14 protein-coding genes and 1 tRNA gene are annotated in these 16,007 nt (G+C 65.3%); 6 read left to right on the forward strand and 9 right to left on the reverse strand.

Annotated elements, in window-relative coordinates; genetic code table 11:
• Positions 1-24: 24 nt before the first annotated feature.
• Complete coding sequence (locus PIGHUM_RS18735; RefSeq protein ID WP_246013327.1) at positions 25-1,521, reverse strand: LysM peptidoglycan-binding domain-containing protein; 1,497 nt, start codon at positions 1,519-1,521, stop codon at positions 25-27.
• A 243-nt stretch (positions 1,522-1,764) separates the two neighbouring features.
• Entirely contained in the window at positions 1,765-2,598 is an 834-nt protein-coding gene (gene gloB / locus PIGHUM_RS18740; RefSeq protein ID WP_124081245.1) for a hydroxyacylglutathione hydrolase, read from the reverse strand.
• On the opposite strand from gloB, the gene PIGHUM_RS18745 reads away from it, so the two are divergent.
• The 5 genes from PIGHUM_RS18745 to PIGHUM_RS18765 all read left to right on the forward strand — a co-directional run bounded on the left by PIGHUM_RS18745 (position 2,597) and on the right by PIGHUM_RS18765 (position 8,728).
• Complete coding sequence (locus PIGHUM_RS18745; protein WP_246013331.1) at positions 2,597-3,379, forward strand: class I SAM-dependent methyltransferase; 783 nt, start codon at positions 2,597-2,599, stop codon at positions 3,377-3,379. The two genes, gloB and PIGHUM_RS18745, sit on opposite strands and share 2 nt — an antisense overlap.
• 178 nt (positions 3,380-3,557) lie before the next feature.
• On the forward strand, positions 3,558-4,658 hold the full coding sequence (locus tag PIGHUM_RS18750; protein WP_124081246.1) for an efflux RND transporter periplasmic adaptor subunit: 1,101 nt from the start codon (positions 3,558-3,560) through the stop codon (positions 4,656-4,658).
• Positions 4,659-4,668: 10 nt separating this feature from the next.
• On the forward strand, positions 4,669-7,776 hold the full coding sequence (locus tag PIGHUM_RS18755) for an efflux RND transporter permease subunit (protein ID WP_124081247.1): 3,108 nt from the start codon (positions 4,669-4,671) through the stop codon (positions 7,774-7,776).
• A 99-nt stretch (positions 7,777-7,875) separates the two neighbouring features.
• Complete coding sequence (dnaQ, locus tag PIGHUM_RS18760) at positions 7,876-8,595, forward strand: DNA polymerase III subunit epsilon (RefSeq protein ID WP_124081248.1); 720 nt, start codon at positions 7,876-7,878, stop codon at positions 8,593-8,595.
• Between the two features lie 58 nt (positions 8,596-8,653).
• Positions 8,654-8,728 (forward strand) — tRNA-Val (locus PIGHUM_RS18765).
• A gap of 104 nt (positions 8,729-8,832) precedes the next feature.
• On the opposite strand, the gene PIGHUM_RS18770 is transcribed toward PIGHUM_RS18765, so the two are convergent.
• The 7 genes from PIGHUM_RS18770 to PIGHUM_RS18800 form a co-directional block, all read right to left on the reverse strand.
• Positions 8,833-9,813: a Bug family tripartite tricarboxylate transporter substrate binding protein gene (locus PIGHUM_RS18770; protein WP_124081249.1), complete on the reverse strand. Its 981-nt coding sequence runs from the start codon at positions 9,811-9,813 to the stop codon at positions 8,833-8,835.
• 88 nt (positions 9,814-9,901) lie between these two features.
• Positions 9,902-10,927 (reverse strand): amidohydrolase family protein, encoded by a 1,026-nt coding sequence (locus tag PIGHUM_RS18775; protein WP_124081250.1) that lies wholly within the window; start codon positions 10,925-10,927, stop codon positions 9,902-9,904.
• A 19-nt stretch (positions 10,928-10,946) separates the two neighbouring features.
• The gene (locus PIGHUM_RS18780) at positions 10,947-11,813 is read right to left on the reverse strand and encodes an amidohydrolase family protein (RefSeq protein WP_124081251.1); all 867 of its coding nucleotides are present in this window, start codon (positions 11,811-11,813) and stop codon (positions 10,947-10,949) included.
• A 29-nt stretch (positions 11,814-11,842) separates the two neighbouring features.
• The gene (locus PIGHUM_RS18785; RefSeq protein ID WP_124081252.1) at positions 11,843-12,229 is read right to left on the reverse strand and encodes a RidA family protein; all 387 of its coding nucleotides are present in this window, start codon (positions 12,227-12,229) and stop codon (positions 11,843-11,845) included.
• A 17-nt stretch (positions 12,230-12,246) separates the two neighbouring features.
• On the reverse strand, positions 12,247-13,050 hold the full coding sequence (gene hpaH / locus PIGHUM_RS18790; protein WP_124081253.1) for a 2-oxo-hept-4-ene-1,7-dioate hydratase: 804 nt from the start codon (positions 13,048-13,050) through the stop codon (positions 12,247-12,249).
• Positions 13,051-13,054: 4 nt separating this feature from the next.
• Positions 13,055-13,915, reverse strand: coding sequence for a fumarylacetoacetate hydrolase family protein (locus tag PIGHUM_RS18795; RefSeq protein WP_124081359.1), 861 nt, complete (start codon positions 13,913-13,915; stop codon positions 13,055-13,057).
• 251 nt (positions 13,916-14,166) lie between these two features.
• Positions 14,167-15,102, reverse strand: a complete 936-nt coding sequence (locus PIGHUM_RS18800; protein WP_246013333.1) for an IclR family transcriptional regulator — start codon at positions 15,100-15,102, stop codon at positions 14,167-14,169.
• A gap of 92 nt (positions 15,103-15,194) precedes the next feature.
• On the opposite strand from PIGHUM_RS18800, the gene PIGHUM_RS18805 reads away from it, so the two are divergent.
• The gene (locus tag PIGHUM_RS18805) at positions 15,195-16,001 is read left to right on the forward strand and encodes an aldolase/citrate lyase family protein (protein ID WP_124081361.1); all 807 of its coding nucleotides are present in this window, start codon (positions 15,195-15,197) and stop codon (positions 15,999-16,001) included.
• Positions 16,002-16,007 lie beyond the last annotated feature (6 nt).

Below are 16,007 nucleotides of genomic sequence, written 5' to 3' on the forward strand. Positions count from 1 at the left end.
GCGTGGGGGTCTTTTTTCTTGTTTCTATTGTACGCGCAGCGTCTTGCCTATGCTGATCGAGGAGCCTTTCAGGCGGTTCAGCACGCGGAGCTGGTCGATGGAGACGTTGTGTTGGCGCGCGATAGCGCTGAGGGTGTCGCCTTTGCGGACTTTGTAGGTGCGCACGGGAGCGGTCTTGGCGCGGCTGGGTACGGCGGCGCGTACCGGCGTGGGGCCGGCGCTGGCCACCAGGGTGGGTTCGGGGGCGCCGCCGGCGGGCACCATCAGGATGTCGCCGGCGCTGATGCGCGAGCGCGGGCCCAGGCCGTTGGCGCTGCGCAGGGTGGCGATGGTGGTGCCGTATTTCTTGGCCACGCTGGTCAGGGTTTCGCCGCGGCCGAGCTGGTGGGTGTGCCAGGACGACAGCGCGCCGTTGTGGGCGCGCAGATTGGCTTCGAAGATGCCGATCCGGTCGGCCGGCAGCAGCAGGGTGGGTTCGGTGCTGCCCAGGATGATGCCGCGGTTGAACGAGGGGTTCAGCGCCTTGAATTCTTCCAGCGGCATTTCGGCCAGCTGGGCGGCCAGCTTGACGTCGATGTTGCGGCTCTTGGTGATGGTGACGAAGTAGGGCTGGTTGTCGATGACGGGCAGCGCGACGTTGTAGGCGGCCGGGTTGGCGATGATGTTCTTGATCGCCTGCAGCTTGGGGATGTAGTTGCGCGTTTCGTCCGGCATGTCCAGCGACAGGTAGTCGGTGGGCTGGTTGCGCGCCAGGTTCTTGTCGATGGCGCGCTTGACCGAGCCTTCGCCCCAGTTGTAGGAGGCCAGGGCCAGGTGCCAGTCGCCCTGGAAGTCGAACAGGTATTGCAGGTAGTCCAGCGCGGCCTTGGTGGAGGCGATGGGGTCGCGCCGCTCGTCGCGCCACCAGTCCTGCTTCAGATTGAAGCCGCGTCCGGTGGAGGGAATGAATTGCCACAGCCCGGATGCCTGCGAGCGCGACAGCGCCCAGGGGTCGAACGAGCTTTCGACGAAGGGCAGCAGCGCCAATTCGCTGGGCATGCCGCGCTCGTCGATTTCCTCGATGATGTAGTAGAGATATTTACCGGCGCGGGTAGCGGTGCGCTGGAGGTAGTCGGGCCGCGCGGAATAGAAATTCTCCCATTCCTTGACCAGCGGCGTGTCGATGTTGGGGACGGCGAAGCTGCGGCGGATGCGGGTCCAGACGTCGTCGGGCTGGACGGTCAGGTCTACGGTTTCGGGAATCAGGCTGCCGTCGGCAGGCTGGACGGCCAGCGGCACGTCGAGCCGGTAGCCCGCCGGGGGCTGGGGCCGCTGGACCGGCGCCGCTGCCGGTGCCTGGGCCGTGACGGCCGGTGCCTGCGAGGCTGCGGCCGGGTCGGAGCCGTCTGCCGGGCGGTCGAGCGACGCGCATCCGGCCAGTGCCATGACGCAGGCGGCGGCCATGAATTTGAACGGAGAGGCTGGACGACCCTCGCGGACGCCCGCCCGCGCATTCCAGACGCCGCGCAGGCGTAGTTGCATAGTCTTGTCCTTGACCACATGCCTGGCTGGGCCTCCTCCCAAGGAAGGGGCTCAGCCAGGCAGTTTCGATTCAGTATTGCGGGCGCGGCCGGCGGCCTGGAGAGATGGCCGGGAGTGGGCAGGCGCACCGTGCATTTAGCGCGGCATAGTACGAATTGCCGGCCCGCGCCGTCAACCCGCTTTTACAAATTCGACGCTGTTACGGGCCAATGCACGCAAAAGAAAGCAAGATGTTGCTACGGTTCAGCGAAAGTCGTTTTTCCACTGGCGCAGTGCCGCGAACACCCCGGTTTCGTCCGCCAGCGGCTTGCCGGCATGGGCGGCCGCAGCGGCCGCCACCTCGGGCACGGCGGTGCGCAGGAAGGGATTGACCTGGCGCTCCAGGTCCAGCGTCGTGGGCACCGTGGGCTCGCCCTGGTCGCGCAATTGGCGAGCTTGCTGGTGCCAGATGCGCAGCGCGGCATTGTCGGGTTCCACGGCGGCGGCCCAGGCCAGGTTGGACAGCGTGTATTCGTGCGCGCAGTAGATCCGGGTACGGGCAGGCAGGGCGGCCAGCTTGTCCAGGGATTCCTTCATTTGCGCCGGCGTGCCTTCGAACAGCCGTCCACAGCCCGCGGCGAACAAGGTGTCGCCGCAGAACACCAGCGGCTCCACCCCGGCGGCGCGGCCCGCGTAGGCGATGTGTCCGGCGGTGTGGCCCGGCACGTCCAGCACTTCAAGGTCCAGGTCGAGTTCGGGCAGCGTCAGGCGGTCGCCCTGGCCCAGCCGCCGGTCGCAATGCGGCAGTTTCTCGTTGGCGGGGCCGAATACCGTGGCGCCGGTGCGCTCGACCAGCTCCAGCACACCGCCGACATGGTCCTTGTGGTGATGTGTCAGTAGAATGGCCCGGAGCTGCAAGCGTTGTTGCTGCAGCGCGGCCAGCACCGGCGCGGCATCGCCCGGGTCCACCACCGCCGCCAGCGAACCCTGCCGCACCAGCCACAGGTAGTTGTCGTTGAAAGCGGGGAGGCCGGTGATGGCAGGCCCATCCCCTGCGCGTTGCGTGCGCCGCGTGTTTTGTTTCACCGAGTCTTTCATGTCGATGCTGCCTGACGTCCAGAATGCTCCTATTGTAGAACTGGCCGAGTGGCTGGAGACGGCCCCCGGACGCTATGCCCTGGAATGGGAGCAGGCCCGGCTGGACGATGCCGTATCGGACGTATTCGGCTTTCATGCGATGCAGGCAGGCCTGCCGCAGCTCGACGCGCTGCGCGCCAACCGCATGCCGTTCAAGGGCTACGTGGGTCCAGCCCGGCCCGCCGTGCCGCTGCGCTCGCGCTGGAATGCCTTCGTGCAGGCCGAACTGGATGCCTTGCCGTTCGAGACGCAGAGCCTGGACCTGCTGGTGCTGCCCCATACGCTGGAGTATTCGGCCGATCCCCATCGCGTTCTGCGCGAGGCCGAGCGGGTGCTCATTCCCGAGGGACGGCTGGTGATTACCGGCTTCAACCCATGGAGCCTGTGGGGGCGCCTGCCGGGCCAAAGCCGGCCTTTCCTGCCCGGGAGCGTCCAGCCGCTTTCGCCCGTCCGTCTCAAGGATTGGCTCAAGCTGCTGTCGTTCGAGGTCGACCAGGGGCGCTTCGGCGCCTACGTGCCGGCCTGCCGCACCGAGAAATGGCTGCGGCGCTATGCATTCATGGAGCGCGCGGGCGCGCGGTGGTGGCCGGTTTGCGGCGGCCTCTATGTCGTGGCCGCCATCAAGCGCACGGCCACGCTGAGGCTGATCGGCCCGTCCTGGAAGAAGGCCAAGGCCCCGCCGCGCGCCGCAGTGGTCGCGGCGCCCCGCACAGGCTTGCATCACGGCCGAGACGCCGCTTGAGCACCGGGCAGTCCGGAGCGCTGCCTATGCGCCGAGCTTCGAGCCGGCCACCGTCGGCGCGAAACAATTTTTGTCGTTACCGCGCGGCCGAGAACGTCAGATCGTGCTCAAAAACCGGCATGCCGATGCTACAGTGAGCGGGATACACCTTGTTGCCCTTTTCCCCCTTTCCCCCAACATGCAAAAGAATTCGATAGTGCTCGCTGTCGTCGTCGCGCTCGCCGTGGGAGCGGGTGCCGGCTATTACTCGTCGCGCCTGGCCGGACATGGCTCCTCCGAAGGGGGCGGTTCGCGCGCCGCGGAAGGGGAGAAGAACGCGCCCCAGGCCATCCTGGTCGAGGCCCAGAAGGTCGCCAAGCGGCCGTTCGAACGGGGCATCACGGCGGTCGGCAGCCTGCGCTCGGACGAGTCCGTCACGCTGCGGCCCGAAGTGGCCGGGCGCATCAGCGAGATCCGCTTCACCGAAGGCCAGCGCGTGCAGAAAGGGCAGGTGCTGATCCGGCTCGACGACTCCGTGCCGCGCGCGGAGTTCGAGCAGGCCAAGGCCAATTTCTCGCTGGCCAAGAGCAATTACGACCGCTCCATCGAACTGCAGCAGAAAGGCTTCATCAGCAAGCAGGCCAAGGACGAGGCCGACAACGCCATGAAAGTCCAGCAGGCCGCCATGGTGCTGGCGCAGGTCCGCCTGGACAAGAACGAGATCCGCGCCCCCTTCGGCGGCGTCATCGGCCTGCGCAACGTATCGGTGGGCGACTACGTCGGCGTCGGGGCGGACCTCGTGGCGCTCGAGGCCATCGATCCGCTGAAGGTCGATTTCCGCATCCCCGAGATCTACCTGTCGCAGATCCGCACCGGCCAGACGCTGCAGGTATCGCTGGATGCGATGCCCGACCGCAGCTTCGGCGGCGCGGTGTACGCCATCAGTCCGCTGATCGACGCCGCGGGGCGCGCCATCGTCATGCGCGCCCAGGTCAAGAATCCCAGCGGCCAGCTGCGTCCCGGCATGTTCGCGCGGGTGAGGCTGATCCTGGACACGCCGGCCCAGGCGCTCGCGGTGCCCGAGGCCGCGCTGGCGCCGGTGGGCGACGACCAGTTCGTGTTCCGCGTGAACAACGGCAAGGCCGAGCGCGTGCAGGTCACGGTCGGCCAGCGCCAGGAAGGCATGGTCGAGATCGTCTCCGGCCTGGCCGAGGGCGACCTGGTGGTCGTGGCCGGGATGCACAAGCTGCGCGACGGCGTGCCGGTGAAATTCGCCGGCGCTGCCGGTTCGACGCTCTGAGGGCCGCGCCATGGTCTTGTCCGAAGTCTGTATCAAGCGCCCGGTCTTCGCGACGGTGCTGTCGCTGCTGCTCGTGCTGGTCGGGCTGATCTCGTATTCGCGCCTGAGCGTACGCGAGTATCCCCAGATCGACGAACCGGTCGTTTCGGTCGGCACGGTCTACAAGGGGGCGTCGGCCGAGGTCATCGAATCGCAGATCACCAAGGTGCTCGAGGATTCCCTCTCCGGGATCGAGGGCGTGGAGGTCATGACCTCCACCAGCCGTTCCGAGCGCAGCAACATCAACGTGCGCTTCCGCCTGTCGGTCTCGCCCGACTCCGCCGCCGCCGACGTGCGCGACAAGGTGGCGCGGGTGCGCGGCCGCCTGCCCGACGAAATCGACGAGCCCATCATCGCCAAGGTCGAGGCCGATTCCCAGCCGGTGCTGTACCTGGCGGTCGAGTCCGGCTCGCTGTCGCCGATGGAGACCTCGGACTACATCAACCGCTTCATCAAGCCGCGCCTGTCGGTGCTGCCGGGCGCGGCCGAGGTCCGGGTGTTCGGCGAGCGCCTGCCCGCCATGCGCATCAACGTGGACCGCGGCAAACTGGCCGCCTACCGCCTGACGGTGCAGGACGTGGAAGACGCGCTGCGCAAGCAGAACGTCGAGATTCCCTCGGGGCGGATCGAGTCGCGCGCGCGCGAGTTCTCGGTCGTGGCCGCCACCGACTTGCGCACCAAGGAACAGTTCGAAAGCGTCATCATCGCCAACGTCGGCGGCTACAGCGTGCGCATCGGCGACGTCGCCACCGTCGGCCTGGGACCGGTGGACGAGCGCGTCACCTCGCGCTTCAACGGCAGGCCCGCGCTCAACATCGGCGTGATCAAGCAGTCCACCGCCAATCCCCTGGACCTCTCCAGGGCGGTGCGGACCGAGATGGAAGAGCTCAACGCCACGCTGCCCAGCGGCATGAAGCTCAACATGGCCTACGACACCTCGGTGTTCATCGAGAAGTCGATCGACTCGGTGTTCCACACCATAGGCGAGGCCATCCTGCTGGTGGTGCTGGTGATCTTCCTGTTCCTGCGCAACCTGCGCGCCAGCCTGATCCCCATCGTCACCATCCCGGTGTCGCTGATCGGCGCCTGCACGCTGATGTACGCCTTCGGCTTCTCGATCAACACGCTGACGCTGCTGGCCATGGTGCTGGCCATCGGCCTGGTGGTGGACGACGCCATCGTGGTGCTGGAGAACATCTACCGCCATATCGAGGAAGGCAAGTCGCGCATGCAGGCGGCGCTGATCGGCTCGCGCGAGATCGGCTTCGCGGTGGTGGCGATGACGCTGACGCTGGTCACCGTCTATGCGCCGCTGGCCTTCGCCACCGGCCGCACCGGGCGCCTGTTCATCGAGTTCGCGCTGGCGCTGGCCGGCGCGGTGCTGGTGTCCGGCTTCGTCGCGCTGACGCTGACGCCCATGATGTGCTCGCTGATGCTGCGCCACCAGACTTCGCACGGCCGCCTCTACAACGCCATCGAGCGCGCGCTCATGGCCCTGACCAACGGCTATCGGCGCGCGCTCGGCGCGGCGCTGGCGTACCGCGGCTGGGTGGTGGCGCTGGGCGTGCTCGTCGGCGCCTGCAGCGTCCCGCTGTTCCAGAACATCAAGAGCGAGCTGTCGCCGGTGGAAGACCGCGGGGTCATCTACGGCCGCGTGGTCTCGCCGCAGGGCGCCACGGTCGGCTACACCACCAGCTACCTGGAGCGGATGGAAGAAATCTACAAAGACATTCCCGAGATGGCCGCCTACCAGGCCGTCGCCGGTTTCCCCATCGTGACCGAGGGCAACGCCGTGCTGCGGCTCAAGCCCTGGGAAGAGCGCACCCGTTCGCAGCAGGAGATCGCCCGCTCGCTGCAGCCGCGCTTCGCCACGCTCCCCGGGGTGCAGGCCTTCGCCACCAATCCGCCGTCGCTGGGCCAGTCGCCGCGTTCCTGGCCCATCGAGTTCGTCATCATGAGCCAGGTGTCCTACCAGGAACTGTCCGCCATGACGGACACCTTCCTGGCCGAGCTGGCCAAGTACCCCGGCGTGCAGAACGTGCAGACCGACCTGCGCCTGAACACGCCCGAATTGCGCGTCCAGGTCAACCGCGACAAGCTGGCCGACGTCGGCGTGGACGTCGACCGCGTGGGCCGCACGCTCGAATCCATGCTCGGCGGCCGCCAGGTCACGCGCTTCAAGGACAGCGGCGAGCAATACGACGTGCTCGTGCAGGTGGTGCCGCGCGACCGCTCCAATCCCAACGACATCTCCGACATCTACGTGCGCGTGCGCGGCAACGAGATGGTGCAGCTGGCCAACCTGCTGTCGGTGAAAGAGGGCGTGTCGCCGCAGACGCTGAACCACTTCAACCGGATGCGCTCAGTCACGGTCACGGCCGCCGTCGCGCCCGGCTATGCACTGGGCGAGGCCCTGGACGCGATGTACGGCATCGCCGACCGGGTCCTGCCGGCTTCGGCCCAGACCGACCTGAACGGCCAGTCGCGCGAATTCCGCGATTCCGCGGGCAGCATCTATCTGGTGTTCGCGATGGCCGTGGCCTTCATCTACCTGGTGCTGGCCGCGCAATTCGAAAGCTGGCGCAATCCTTTCATCATCATGCTGTCGGTGCCCCTGTCCATGACCGGCGCGCTGCTGGCGCTATGGTTCTCGGGCGGCACGCTGTCGATCTACAGCCAGATCGGCCTGATCACGCTGGTGGGCCTGATCACCAAACACGGCATCCTGATCGTCGAGTTCGCCAACCAGCTGCGCGACGAAGGCAAGGAGCTGCTCGAGGCCGTCTCCGAGGCCAGCGTCCTGCGCCTGCGTCCCATCCTGATGACCACCGGCGCCATGGTGCTGGGCGCCGTTCCGCTGGCCACGGCAGTCGGCGCGGGCGCCGAATCGCGCACCCAGATAGGCTGGGTCATCGTCGGCGGCATGAGCCTGGGCACCTTCCTGACCCTGTTCGTCGTTCCGTGCGTCTACGCCCTCGTCGCGGGCAAGCGCAAACGTCCGCTGCCGGTCGGCGAGCACGCGCTCGAACCCGGTCCGCACGGCGCGCCGCCGGCGCCGACGCCCGAGACGGTGGGGTAGCGCGCACCCAACGTCGGAATCGGCCGGCCGATTCCGACGGCGCCTTCCCAAATACCCTAAACTTGAGGGCCGTCGCAATCTTTACTGTGGTGCCACCTCATGCGCTATGTCGTCCTGGATACTGAAACCACCGGCCTCGATCCTCAGCAAGGGCATCGCGTCATCGAAATCGGCTGCGTGGAGATCGCCAACCGCCGGGTCACGCAGCGCCACTTCCATACCTACCTGAACCCGGACCGCGACAGCGATCCCGGCGCGCTGGAAGTACACGGCCTGACCACCGAGTTCCTGTCCGACAAGCCGCGTTTCGAAGACAAGGTCGACGAATTCCTGGATTTCATCCAGGACGGCCACGTCATCATCCACAATGCCGAGTTCGACATCCGTTTCCTGAACGCCGAACTGGCCCGCCTGCAGCGCGGCAACTTCCGCAGCAGATGCCTGGGCGTGGTCGATTCGCTGCTGCATGCCCGCGAACTGCACCCGGGCAAGCGCAATTCGCTCGATTCGCTGTGCGACCGCTACGGCATCTCCAATGCCCACCGGGTGCTGCACGGCGCCTTGCTCGATTCGGAACTGCTGGCGGAAGTCTGGCTGGCCATGACCCGCGGCCAGGACAGCCTGATGATGGACCTGGATGAAACGAGCGGAATGGCCACGGCCAGCTTCGGCGCCTTCGATCCCTCGGTCCTGGCGCTGGCCGCCCTGGACGAGGCCGACCGCGCTGCGCATGCCGCCTACCTGGCCGGGCTGGACAAAGAATCCAAAGGCCAGACGCTGTGGCGCAAATGGGAGCCGCTTCCTACCGCAGCGGAATAATTGTGTTATAGTCATGGGCTGTCGCAGCGAATGCTGCACAGACCGAGGCACAAACTTCGGGCGGTTAGCTCAGTGGTAGAGCACTGCCTTCACACGGCAGGGGTCACAAGTTCGAAACTTGTACCGCCCACCAGAATATTCGAAAAAAGGCACTTCTACGGAAGTGCCTTTTTTTCGTTTTGGGACCGGCATTCGCGTCAATCGTCTTCGATCATCCAGGCCCGCGCTGTTCTCGGATTACTCGGTTTGCGTGTAATTGATCAGGGCCAAATTTTCCTTCCAGCGCGCGATCTCATCGGCGATGAAGGCGTCCATCTCTGAAGGCGAAGTGGCTTTCGCGGCATCCATCCCTTGACTCTTGAAGGCAGCTTGGACCGCCGGGCTCTTCAGCGCGACGAGCAGACTGCGATTCAGGCGGGCGACGATGGCCGGCGGCATGTCGCGAGGTCCCATGAGGCCGAACCAGGACGCGCTCTGGAGCTTGGGGAAGCCTGCTTCCGTGGTCGTCGGCGCATCGGGATAGGCAAACCATCTCGCGCTGCCGGTCGTGGCGAGAACGCTCAGCTTTCCTTCCGTGACGTAAGGTTTGATGGCCAGACCTTCGAAGATGAGGTCCACGTGCCCGGCAACCAGGTCATTCACCGCCGGCGCAGTGCCCTTGAAAGGCACGTGGACGATATCGATGCCGGCCATGGCCTTGAGCATCTCGCCCATCAGATGCGATCCGCTTCCCGGCCCGGCGCTTGCGAAGTTGAGCTTGCCTGGGTTGCGCTTGGCATAGTCGATGAGTTCGGCCATCGTCTTGATCGGCAAGGTGGAGCGGACAGCCAGGGCGAGCGGACCGATCGCCGCTACGCCGACGGCGGTGAAATCGCGGACGGGATCGTAGGGCAGTTTGGGGTAGAGCGCCGGCGCGACGCCGTGTGTATTGGAGATTGCCAGCACGAGCGTGTATCCGTCGGGAGGAGCCAGGCGCACGGCTTCGGTGCCGATGCGGCCCGTGGCGCCGGGTTTGTTTTCGACGACGATGGTCTGGCCGAGGTCTTCGCGCATGCCTTCGGCCACCGCTCGTGCCACGAAATCCGACGGACCGCCTGCTGGCCAGGGAACGACCAGCTTGATCGGCCTGGTCGGGTAGCTCTGCGCCAGGCCGGCCGCCGGTGTTGCGAATGCGGCACCCAAGGCCGCAGAGCAGAGGAGCTTGTGTAGAAAGTTCATCTTGGTCTCCAAGAGAGTTTTTGTATGTGGATGAAATCCTGGAATTCGTCCAGGGCATGGCAGCCATGCTCGATGCGTGGCTGCAGGTTCATCGGCCTTGTGTTTTCAAATAGGCATCGAGACGAGGGTAGACACGGCGTACGTTGCCTTCGAAGATGTTGCGGCGGTCTTCATCGCTCAGCGCGGCGCAGGCGTCGATGTAGCGCTTCGTATCGTCGAAATACTCGCCGGTCGACGGGTCCCTGCCGCGTACTGCGCCGATCATTTCAGAGCCGAACAGCACGTTGCTCGAAGGGATGACCTTGGTCAGCAATTCGACTCCAGGCTGGTGGTATACGCAGGAGTCGAAATAGACGTTTTCTAGGAGGCCTTCGAGAGGCCGGTTGGCCGCCTCCAGCGACATGCCCCGGTAGCGGCCCCAGTGATAGGGCACGGCTCCGCCGCCATGGGGGATGACGAAGCGCAGCGTGGGAAAATCCTTGAAGAGATCGCCCTGTACCAACTGCATGAAGACGGAGGTGTCCGCATTCAGATAATGCGCACCGGTTCCATGGAAGCAGGGATTGCATGACGCGGCGACATGAATCATCGCCGGCACGTCGAGTTCGCACAGCGCTTCGTAGAGCGGATACCAGTCGCGGTCCGTCATGGGCTTGCCCGTCCAATAGCCTCCGCTGGGGTCCGGGTTCAGATTGCAGCCGACAAACCCCATCTGCTCGACGCAACGGCGCAGCTCGGGAATCGAGTGCTTCGGCGGAGCATGCCGCGATTGGGGCAACTGGCACACCGGCGCGAAGTGATGGGGATAGAGATCGCAGACGCGGCGCACGAGATCGTTCGAGATCTCCGCCCATTCGAGGCTGGTGCGTTCATTGCCGAGGTGGTGGCTCATGAGGCCTGCAATGGGCGAGAACAGGGTCAGATCGCAGCCGCGTTCCCGCTGCAGCTTCAATTGCCCGTTGCCGACGGCTTCGAGGATGGCGTCGTCGGATATCCGGGCGCCATCGCGCCGCGGCGCGATGGCCGGATCGTGCGCAGAGGCTATCTGCCTGGCGCGCCAGTCCCGGATGGATTGGGGGACGGTCGTGAAATGGCCGTGGCAATCGATGATCATGCGGTTTTCTTCCGTTCAATCAAAACTGGAACAAGTGCGCAGGGTTGTCGACCAGAATCCGGGTCAGTGCCGAGTCGTCGGGCACGCATCGATACAGAAACTCCACCAGGTCCGCTTCGTTCGGCGGCTGTTTGACGGAGACCGGGTGAGGCCAATCGCTGCCCCAAATGCAGCGGTTCGGCGCTGTTTCCACGAGACGCCTGGCTATCTTGGAAGCATCGTCCCAGGGAGGACCTGTTCTGGAAATCTTCTCGGGTAGCGACAGCATCACCCAGGTATTGCCTTCCGCAAGCATGTCCAGTACGCATCGCAGCGATGGATCCGCGTCGCCGGCTTCAGGGTCGGGACGTCCCATGTGGTCGATGATCAACGGGACGTCCAGGTGGCGAAACGGCGAGATGGTTTCCGCCAGGCCGTTCATTTCCGGCTGGAGTTTGACGTACCAGCCGAGTTCTTGCGCGCGGGCAAGAGCGCGCTCGATGTCTTTCGCTTCGAGCGATGAGCCCAGGCCTGCGCGCGTGAACCGTGCGCCGCGCACGCCCGCGTCGTGCAGCGTTGAAAGATAGCTGTCGGTCTGCTCTTTCAGCACGGCGGCATGGGCGCAGCCTCGATAGCCGGGTCCGGCCGCCGCCAGTCCGTCCAGGATGTTCTGGCAGTTGGCGCCGTAGGTAGTCGATTGGACGATGACGCCGCGCTCGAAGCCGAGCGTTGCATGCATGTGCAGCGCTCGGCCGGCGGTGGCCGTGGGCATCTGATAGGCCGAGCCTGGCGCAACCGGATAACGGTCGGCGGGACCGAATACGTGGAACTGGCTGTCGCAGGCGTGCGGCGGGAGTTTGCGCGAGGGCGCGCGGGGATGGGGGTCGAACGAAAAGTAGTCGGGCATGAATGGGAATCCTGAAAATCCGATGCGCATCAGCAGGGCAGCACGGCGGTGACGTCGCACTGAACGAGCGACGGCCCTTCTGCCAGGAGCGGCAGCGCGTGGCGGGCGGGACGATCGTCGTGATGGGGAAACAGCCTGGTCCACTCGTCGTTGACCGGTTTGCGCTGACCCGGATCACGCAGCCAGACCGTCATCTTGACGATGTCGTCGGGCGTGCCTCCCGCCGTCTCGACCAGCGCGCGCACATGGGCGAACATGTTTGCGCATTGCGCCTCGATCGTGGCGGGCATTTCGCCTGTCTGCGGGTCGGTCCCAAGAATCACCCCCGACATCAACAAGCCGTTCACGATGCAGGCATTGGGAATCGGATTCCTGTGTCTGGAGTCAGGAAGATAGATGCTGACGCGACGTGTCATGGATGCTCCATCCTTCATCAAGCGAAGCGGCAGGAGACCGAGCCGCACGGCCCGTAGTCGGCATGAATTACGTCCCCCTTGGCGATGTCGATGGGACGCGTGAAAGAGCCCGCCAGCACGATCTCGCCGGCGGCAAGGCTTTCGCCGTATTGCGCCAGCCGGTTGGCCAGCCAGGCCACGCCAAGCGCCGGATGCCCGAGGACGCCCGCTGCGACGCCGGTTTCGCTGATGCGGCCGTTGCAGAACAGCAGCGCGGCTATCCAACGCAGATCGACTTCGTGCGGGCGGAACGGCCGCGCGCCCAGAACGAGCGCGGCGTTGGCGGCGTTGTCGGAGATCGTGTCCATGACTTTTCGTCCCGCTCCGGTGACCGGATCCGTGCGGTACAGCCGCGCATCGAGAATCTCGAGGGCGGGAACGACGTAGCGCGTGGCATCGAGCGCGTCGAACAGGGTGCAGTTCGGCCCGGACAGCGGCCTGTCCAGGATGAAGGCCAGCTCCACTTCCAGACGCGGCTGCCGGAAGCGCGACGTATCGATAGAAGCGCCGTCGTGCTCCAGCATATCGTCGAGCAGGACGCCGTAGTCGGGTTCATCGATGCCGACCGCGTCCTGCATGGCCTTGGACGTCAGGCCGATCTTGTGGCCGATGACCGTGCGGCCATTGGCTCGCTTGATTCGCATCCATTCGCCCTGGATGGCATATGCGTCGTCTATCGTGATGCCGGGGTGGCTGTGCGAGAAAATGCCGATGGGCTCGCGGTTTCGCTCGGCCGTATCGAGCGCTTGCGCAAAGCTGCGTAGGGTATCCCGATCGAGCATGGCGTCAGGCCTCGTCTGCAACGTGGTTGCGCAGCGTGCCGAGGGCGGGCGACTCCACCTCCACCACATCGCCCGGCTTCAGGAAGCGGGGAGGCGTCATGTTCCAACCGGTGCCGGTAGGGGTTCCGGTCAGGATCAGATCGCCAGGCTGAAGCGTCGCGAACGTACTCAGATAGTGGATCAGCATGTCGAACGGGAACATCATGCGGGCGGTGGTTTCCTGCTGCCTTGTTTCGCCGTTCACCCGCGTGACGATCGTGTGCTCGGCACGCGGGTCGCATTCGTCAGCCGTTACGATCCACGGACCGATGCTTCCCGAGGCATCGAAGTTCTTTCCCTGGGTGACGTTGAACTTGCCGTGCTTGAGCCAATCGCGCACGGAACCCTCGTTGGCGAGCGTCATGCCGGCGATATGCTCGAAGGCGCGTTCACGCGGAATGTGCCGTCCGGCCTTGCCGATCACCAGGACCAATTCGCCTTCATAGTCCAGTTGCTCGGAGACGCGGGGCCGGATGAGCGCTTCTCGATGGCCGACGAACGACCCGACGTTCCTCACGAACAGACTGGGATACTTGGGAAGTTCCGAGTGGTCGCGGTATTCCGCGTTGCGGTCCTGGTAATTGACGCCGATGCACCAGATCTTTTCCGGTGCGGTAAGCGGCGGCAGCAGGCGCACACCGTCGAGCGCATGGCGCGCCGCACCCGGTTCGGCGATGCTGCCGCGTACGGCGGCAAGCGGATCGTGCGACCGGAGCAGCGCGTCCAAGGTGGAGATGCCGCGCAGTTCGACGATCGAGCCATCGTGCAGTACGCCGATTCTTGGATGCGCGTCGCCGTCGTTCAAGTCAAAACGAATCAGTTTCATTGATTTTTCCGAGCCTACGAAAAAGTTCTCCGGCAGGAGCCGGCCGGTGCCGGCCATGCCCGAGAATTGCCTGTCGGTTGCCGTCACCATGCGCGGAGCGGAGATCGCGCGGCGTTCGACGATTCGGCTGTAGCGATACGTGTGCCGTGCCGACGAGGGCCATCGTTCCACAGGCTGCGCGGGGCTGCTATCGGAGCTTCTCAAGAAGTTCCGTACAGTGGACTTTTCTGGGAGCTTGGGAAACCGCGCTTTCAGGAGGCGGGCCGTCTGGCGCGCTCCATCTCGGCAAGGCGTTGGGTGATCAAGGCCGCCTTCTGGCGCATGGCGTCTATGACTTGCGGCAGCTTCGGCTCTTTGAGGCGCTCGGCCATGGCTGCGACGGACAGCGCGGCAATGACATTGCCGTTCGTGTCCGTTACGGGGACAGCAACCGCTCGCGTGCCGCGCAGCACGCCCACTTCGGAATAGGCGTAGCCGTTGCTGCGAGCGGCGCGTACGCGGGTACGGATCGCCTCCATCGATGGGCCGTCCGGGGGCAGGCGGGCAGCGTTTACGTCGCAGATATGGCCGGCTTCGTCGGGGGGCAGCGACGCAAGCAGCATGACGCCCGCGACGCCGACGCCCAGGGGGCGCCGGGCGCCTACCTCGATCGCCAGCACTTTGATCGGATAGGAACCCGTTTTTCTGTCGATTCCCACGGAATCCAGCCCGACCCGGATGGAAAGAAAGGCCGTGTCGCCCAGTTCGTTCGCCAATGCCTCGATGTAATGCTCGGCCGCCGCGCGCACGGGAAACTGCGCCGGTCGGCTCATCCCAAGCAAGCTGATCTCCGGGCCCAGCCGATAGCGCCGTGTCGACGCATCTTGTTCCCCTACGCTTTCGGCGATGAGGGTCTGAAGAATCCTGTGGACGGTCGGCCGGCTCATGCCGGATTGCGCGACGATATCCGTGATTCTCATTCCGTGTTCGCCGCCCAGAGCGAGAATGCGCAGCAGATGGACCGCCCGGGAGATTGCGCGGACGCCGCTGGCGTCGTCCTCCCGGGATGCTGTTCTCTTCGCACCCGAGCCGGCCTTCGGCGCCGATCGTTTCGCTTGCATATCGTGGTTCTTATTGTGCGGACGTCTTCCTGGATCCAAGCCGCTGATCCACGATGAGTCGATGGTTGGAAAGAGAGAATATTCCATGTGACGGACTTTTTGTGAACCGGAAGATGGCCCGCGGCCGTGCCCGGCCGGACAATGCATGGACTTTCAATCTGACTTCTCCCGTCGACGCCATGACTCTTCCGGACAACTCTTTCAAGCGGGCGCTGCAGCGCGGCGCGCCGCAATTCGGATGCTGGGCGGCATTCGCCGATTCCTATGTCACGGAGGCGCTTGCGAGCATCGGTTTCGACTGGCTGCTCATCGACAATGAACATGCGCCGAATGACCTGCGCAGCACGTTGTCGCAGCTGCAGGCCGTGGCGCCGTACCGCTCGCACCCTGTCGTGAGGCCGGCGCGCAGCGATACGGCGGCCATCAAGCAGATGCTGGACATCGGCGTTCAGACATTGCTGCTGCCAATGATCGATACGGCTGATCAGGCGCGTGACGCTGTCCTGGCGACTCGCTATCCCCCCCGGGGCGTGCGCGGGGTCGGCGCCGCACTGGCCCGGGCGTCGCGCTGGAACGGCGTGACGGATTACCTTGGAAAGGCAAGCGACGAAATCTGCGTGCTGGTGCAGGTGGAGACGGTCACCGGTCTGGGCAACGTGGACGCCATCGCCGAGGTGGAAGGCATAGACGGGGTGTTCTTCGGGCCGGCCGATTTGAGCGCATCGCTCGGCCTGCTCGGCCAGCCTGGTGCGGACAGCGTTCGCGCCGAGATTCGCCGGGGTATCGAGAGCGTTGCGCGTGCCGGTAAATCGTCGGGCGTGCTCGCTACGGATGAGCGCGCGGCGCGGGAGTATCTGGCGGCTGGCGCCTCGTTCGTGGCGGTCGGTACCGACGTAGCCTTGCTGGGGGCGGCGGCGAGGCAGCTATTGGCCGCCTATCGAAACGGTGCGGCGGATGCCGTCTCCGCGAAGCCCGGTGGATATTGATCCGTT

Origin of the sequence: Pigmentiphaga humi, from assembly GCF_900606115.1 — a bacterium.
Taxonomy (GTDB): Bacteria; Pseudomonadota; Gammaproteobacteria; order Burkholderiales; family Burkholderiaceae_B; genus Pigmentiphaga; species Pigmentiphaga humi.

What these genes read in the sequence shown, in the direction of transcription:
- PIGHUM_RS18735 (WP_246013327.1), bottom strand. Translation starts at nt 1,521, where the DNA reads ATGCAACTACGCCTGCGCGGCGTCTGGAATGCGCGGGCGGGCGTCCGC.
- PIGHUM_RS18745 (WP_246013331.1), top strand. Translation starts at nt 2,597, where the DNA reads ATGTCGATGCTGCCTGACGTCCAGAATGCTCCTATTGTAGAACTGGCC.
- gloB (WP_124081245.1), bottom strand. Translation starts at nt 2,598, where the DNA reads ATGAAAGACTCGGTGAAACAAAACACGCGGCGCACGCAACGCGCAGGG.
- PIGHUM_RS18750 (WP_124081246.1), top strand. Translation starts at nt 3,558, where the DNA reads ATGCAAAAGAATTCGATAGTGCTCGCTGTCGTCGTCGCGCTCGCCGTG.
- PIGHUM_RS18755 (WP_124081247.1), top strand. Translation starts at nt 4,669, where the DNA reads ATGGTCTTGTCCGAAGTCTGTATCAAGCGCCCGGTCTTCGCGACGGTG.
- dnaQ (WP_124081248.1), top strand. Translation starts at nt 7,876, where the DNA reads ATGCGCTATGTCGTCCTGGATACTGAAACCACCGGCCTCGATCCTCAG.
- PIGHUM_RS18770 (WP_124081249.1), bottom strand. Translation starts at nt 9,813, where the DNA reads ATGAACTTTCTACACAAGCTCCTCTGCTCTGCGGCCTTGGGTGCCGCA.
- PIGHUM_RS18775 (WP_124081250.1), bottom strand. Translation starts at nt 10,927, where the DNA reads ATGATCATCGATTGCCACGGCCATTTCACGACCGTCCCCCAATCCATC.
- PIGHUM_RS18780 (WP_124081251.1), bottom strand. Translation starts at nt 11,813, where the DNA reads ATGCCCGACTACTTTTCGTTCGACCCCCATCCCCGCGCGCCCTCGCGC.
- PIGHUM_RS18785 (WP_124081252.1), bottom strand. Translation starts at nt 12,229, where the DNA reads ATGACACGTCGCGTCAGCATCTATCTTCCTGACTCCAGACACAGGAAT.
- hpaH (WP_124081253.1), bottom strand. Translation starts at nt 13,050, where the DNA reads ATGCTCGATCGGGATACCCTACGCAGCTTTGCGCAAGCGCTCGATACG.
- PIGHUM_RS18795 (WP_124081359.1), bottom strand. Translation starts at nt 13,915, where the DNA reads ATGAAACTGATTCGTTTTGACTTGAACGACGGCGACGCGCATCCAAGA.
- PIGHUM_RS18800 (WP_246013333.1), bottom strand. Translation starts at nt 15,102, where the DNA reads ATGGAATATTCTCTCTTTCCAACCATCGACTCATCGTGGATCAGCGGC.
- PIGHUM_RS18805 (WP_124081361.1), top strand. Translation starts at nt 15,195, where the DNA reads ATGACTCTTCCGGACAACTCTTTCAAGCGGGCGCTGCAGCGCGGCGCG.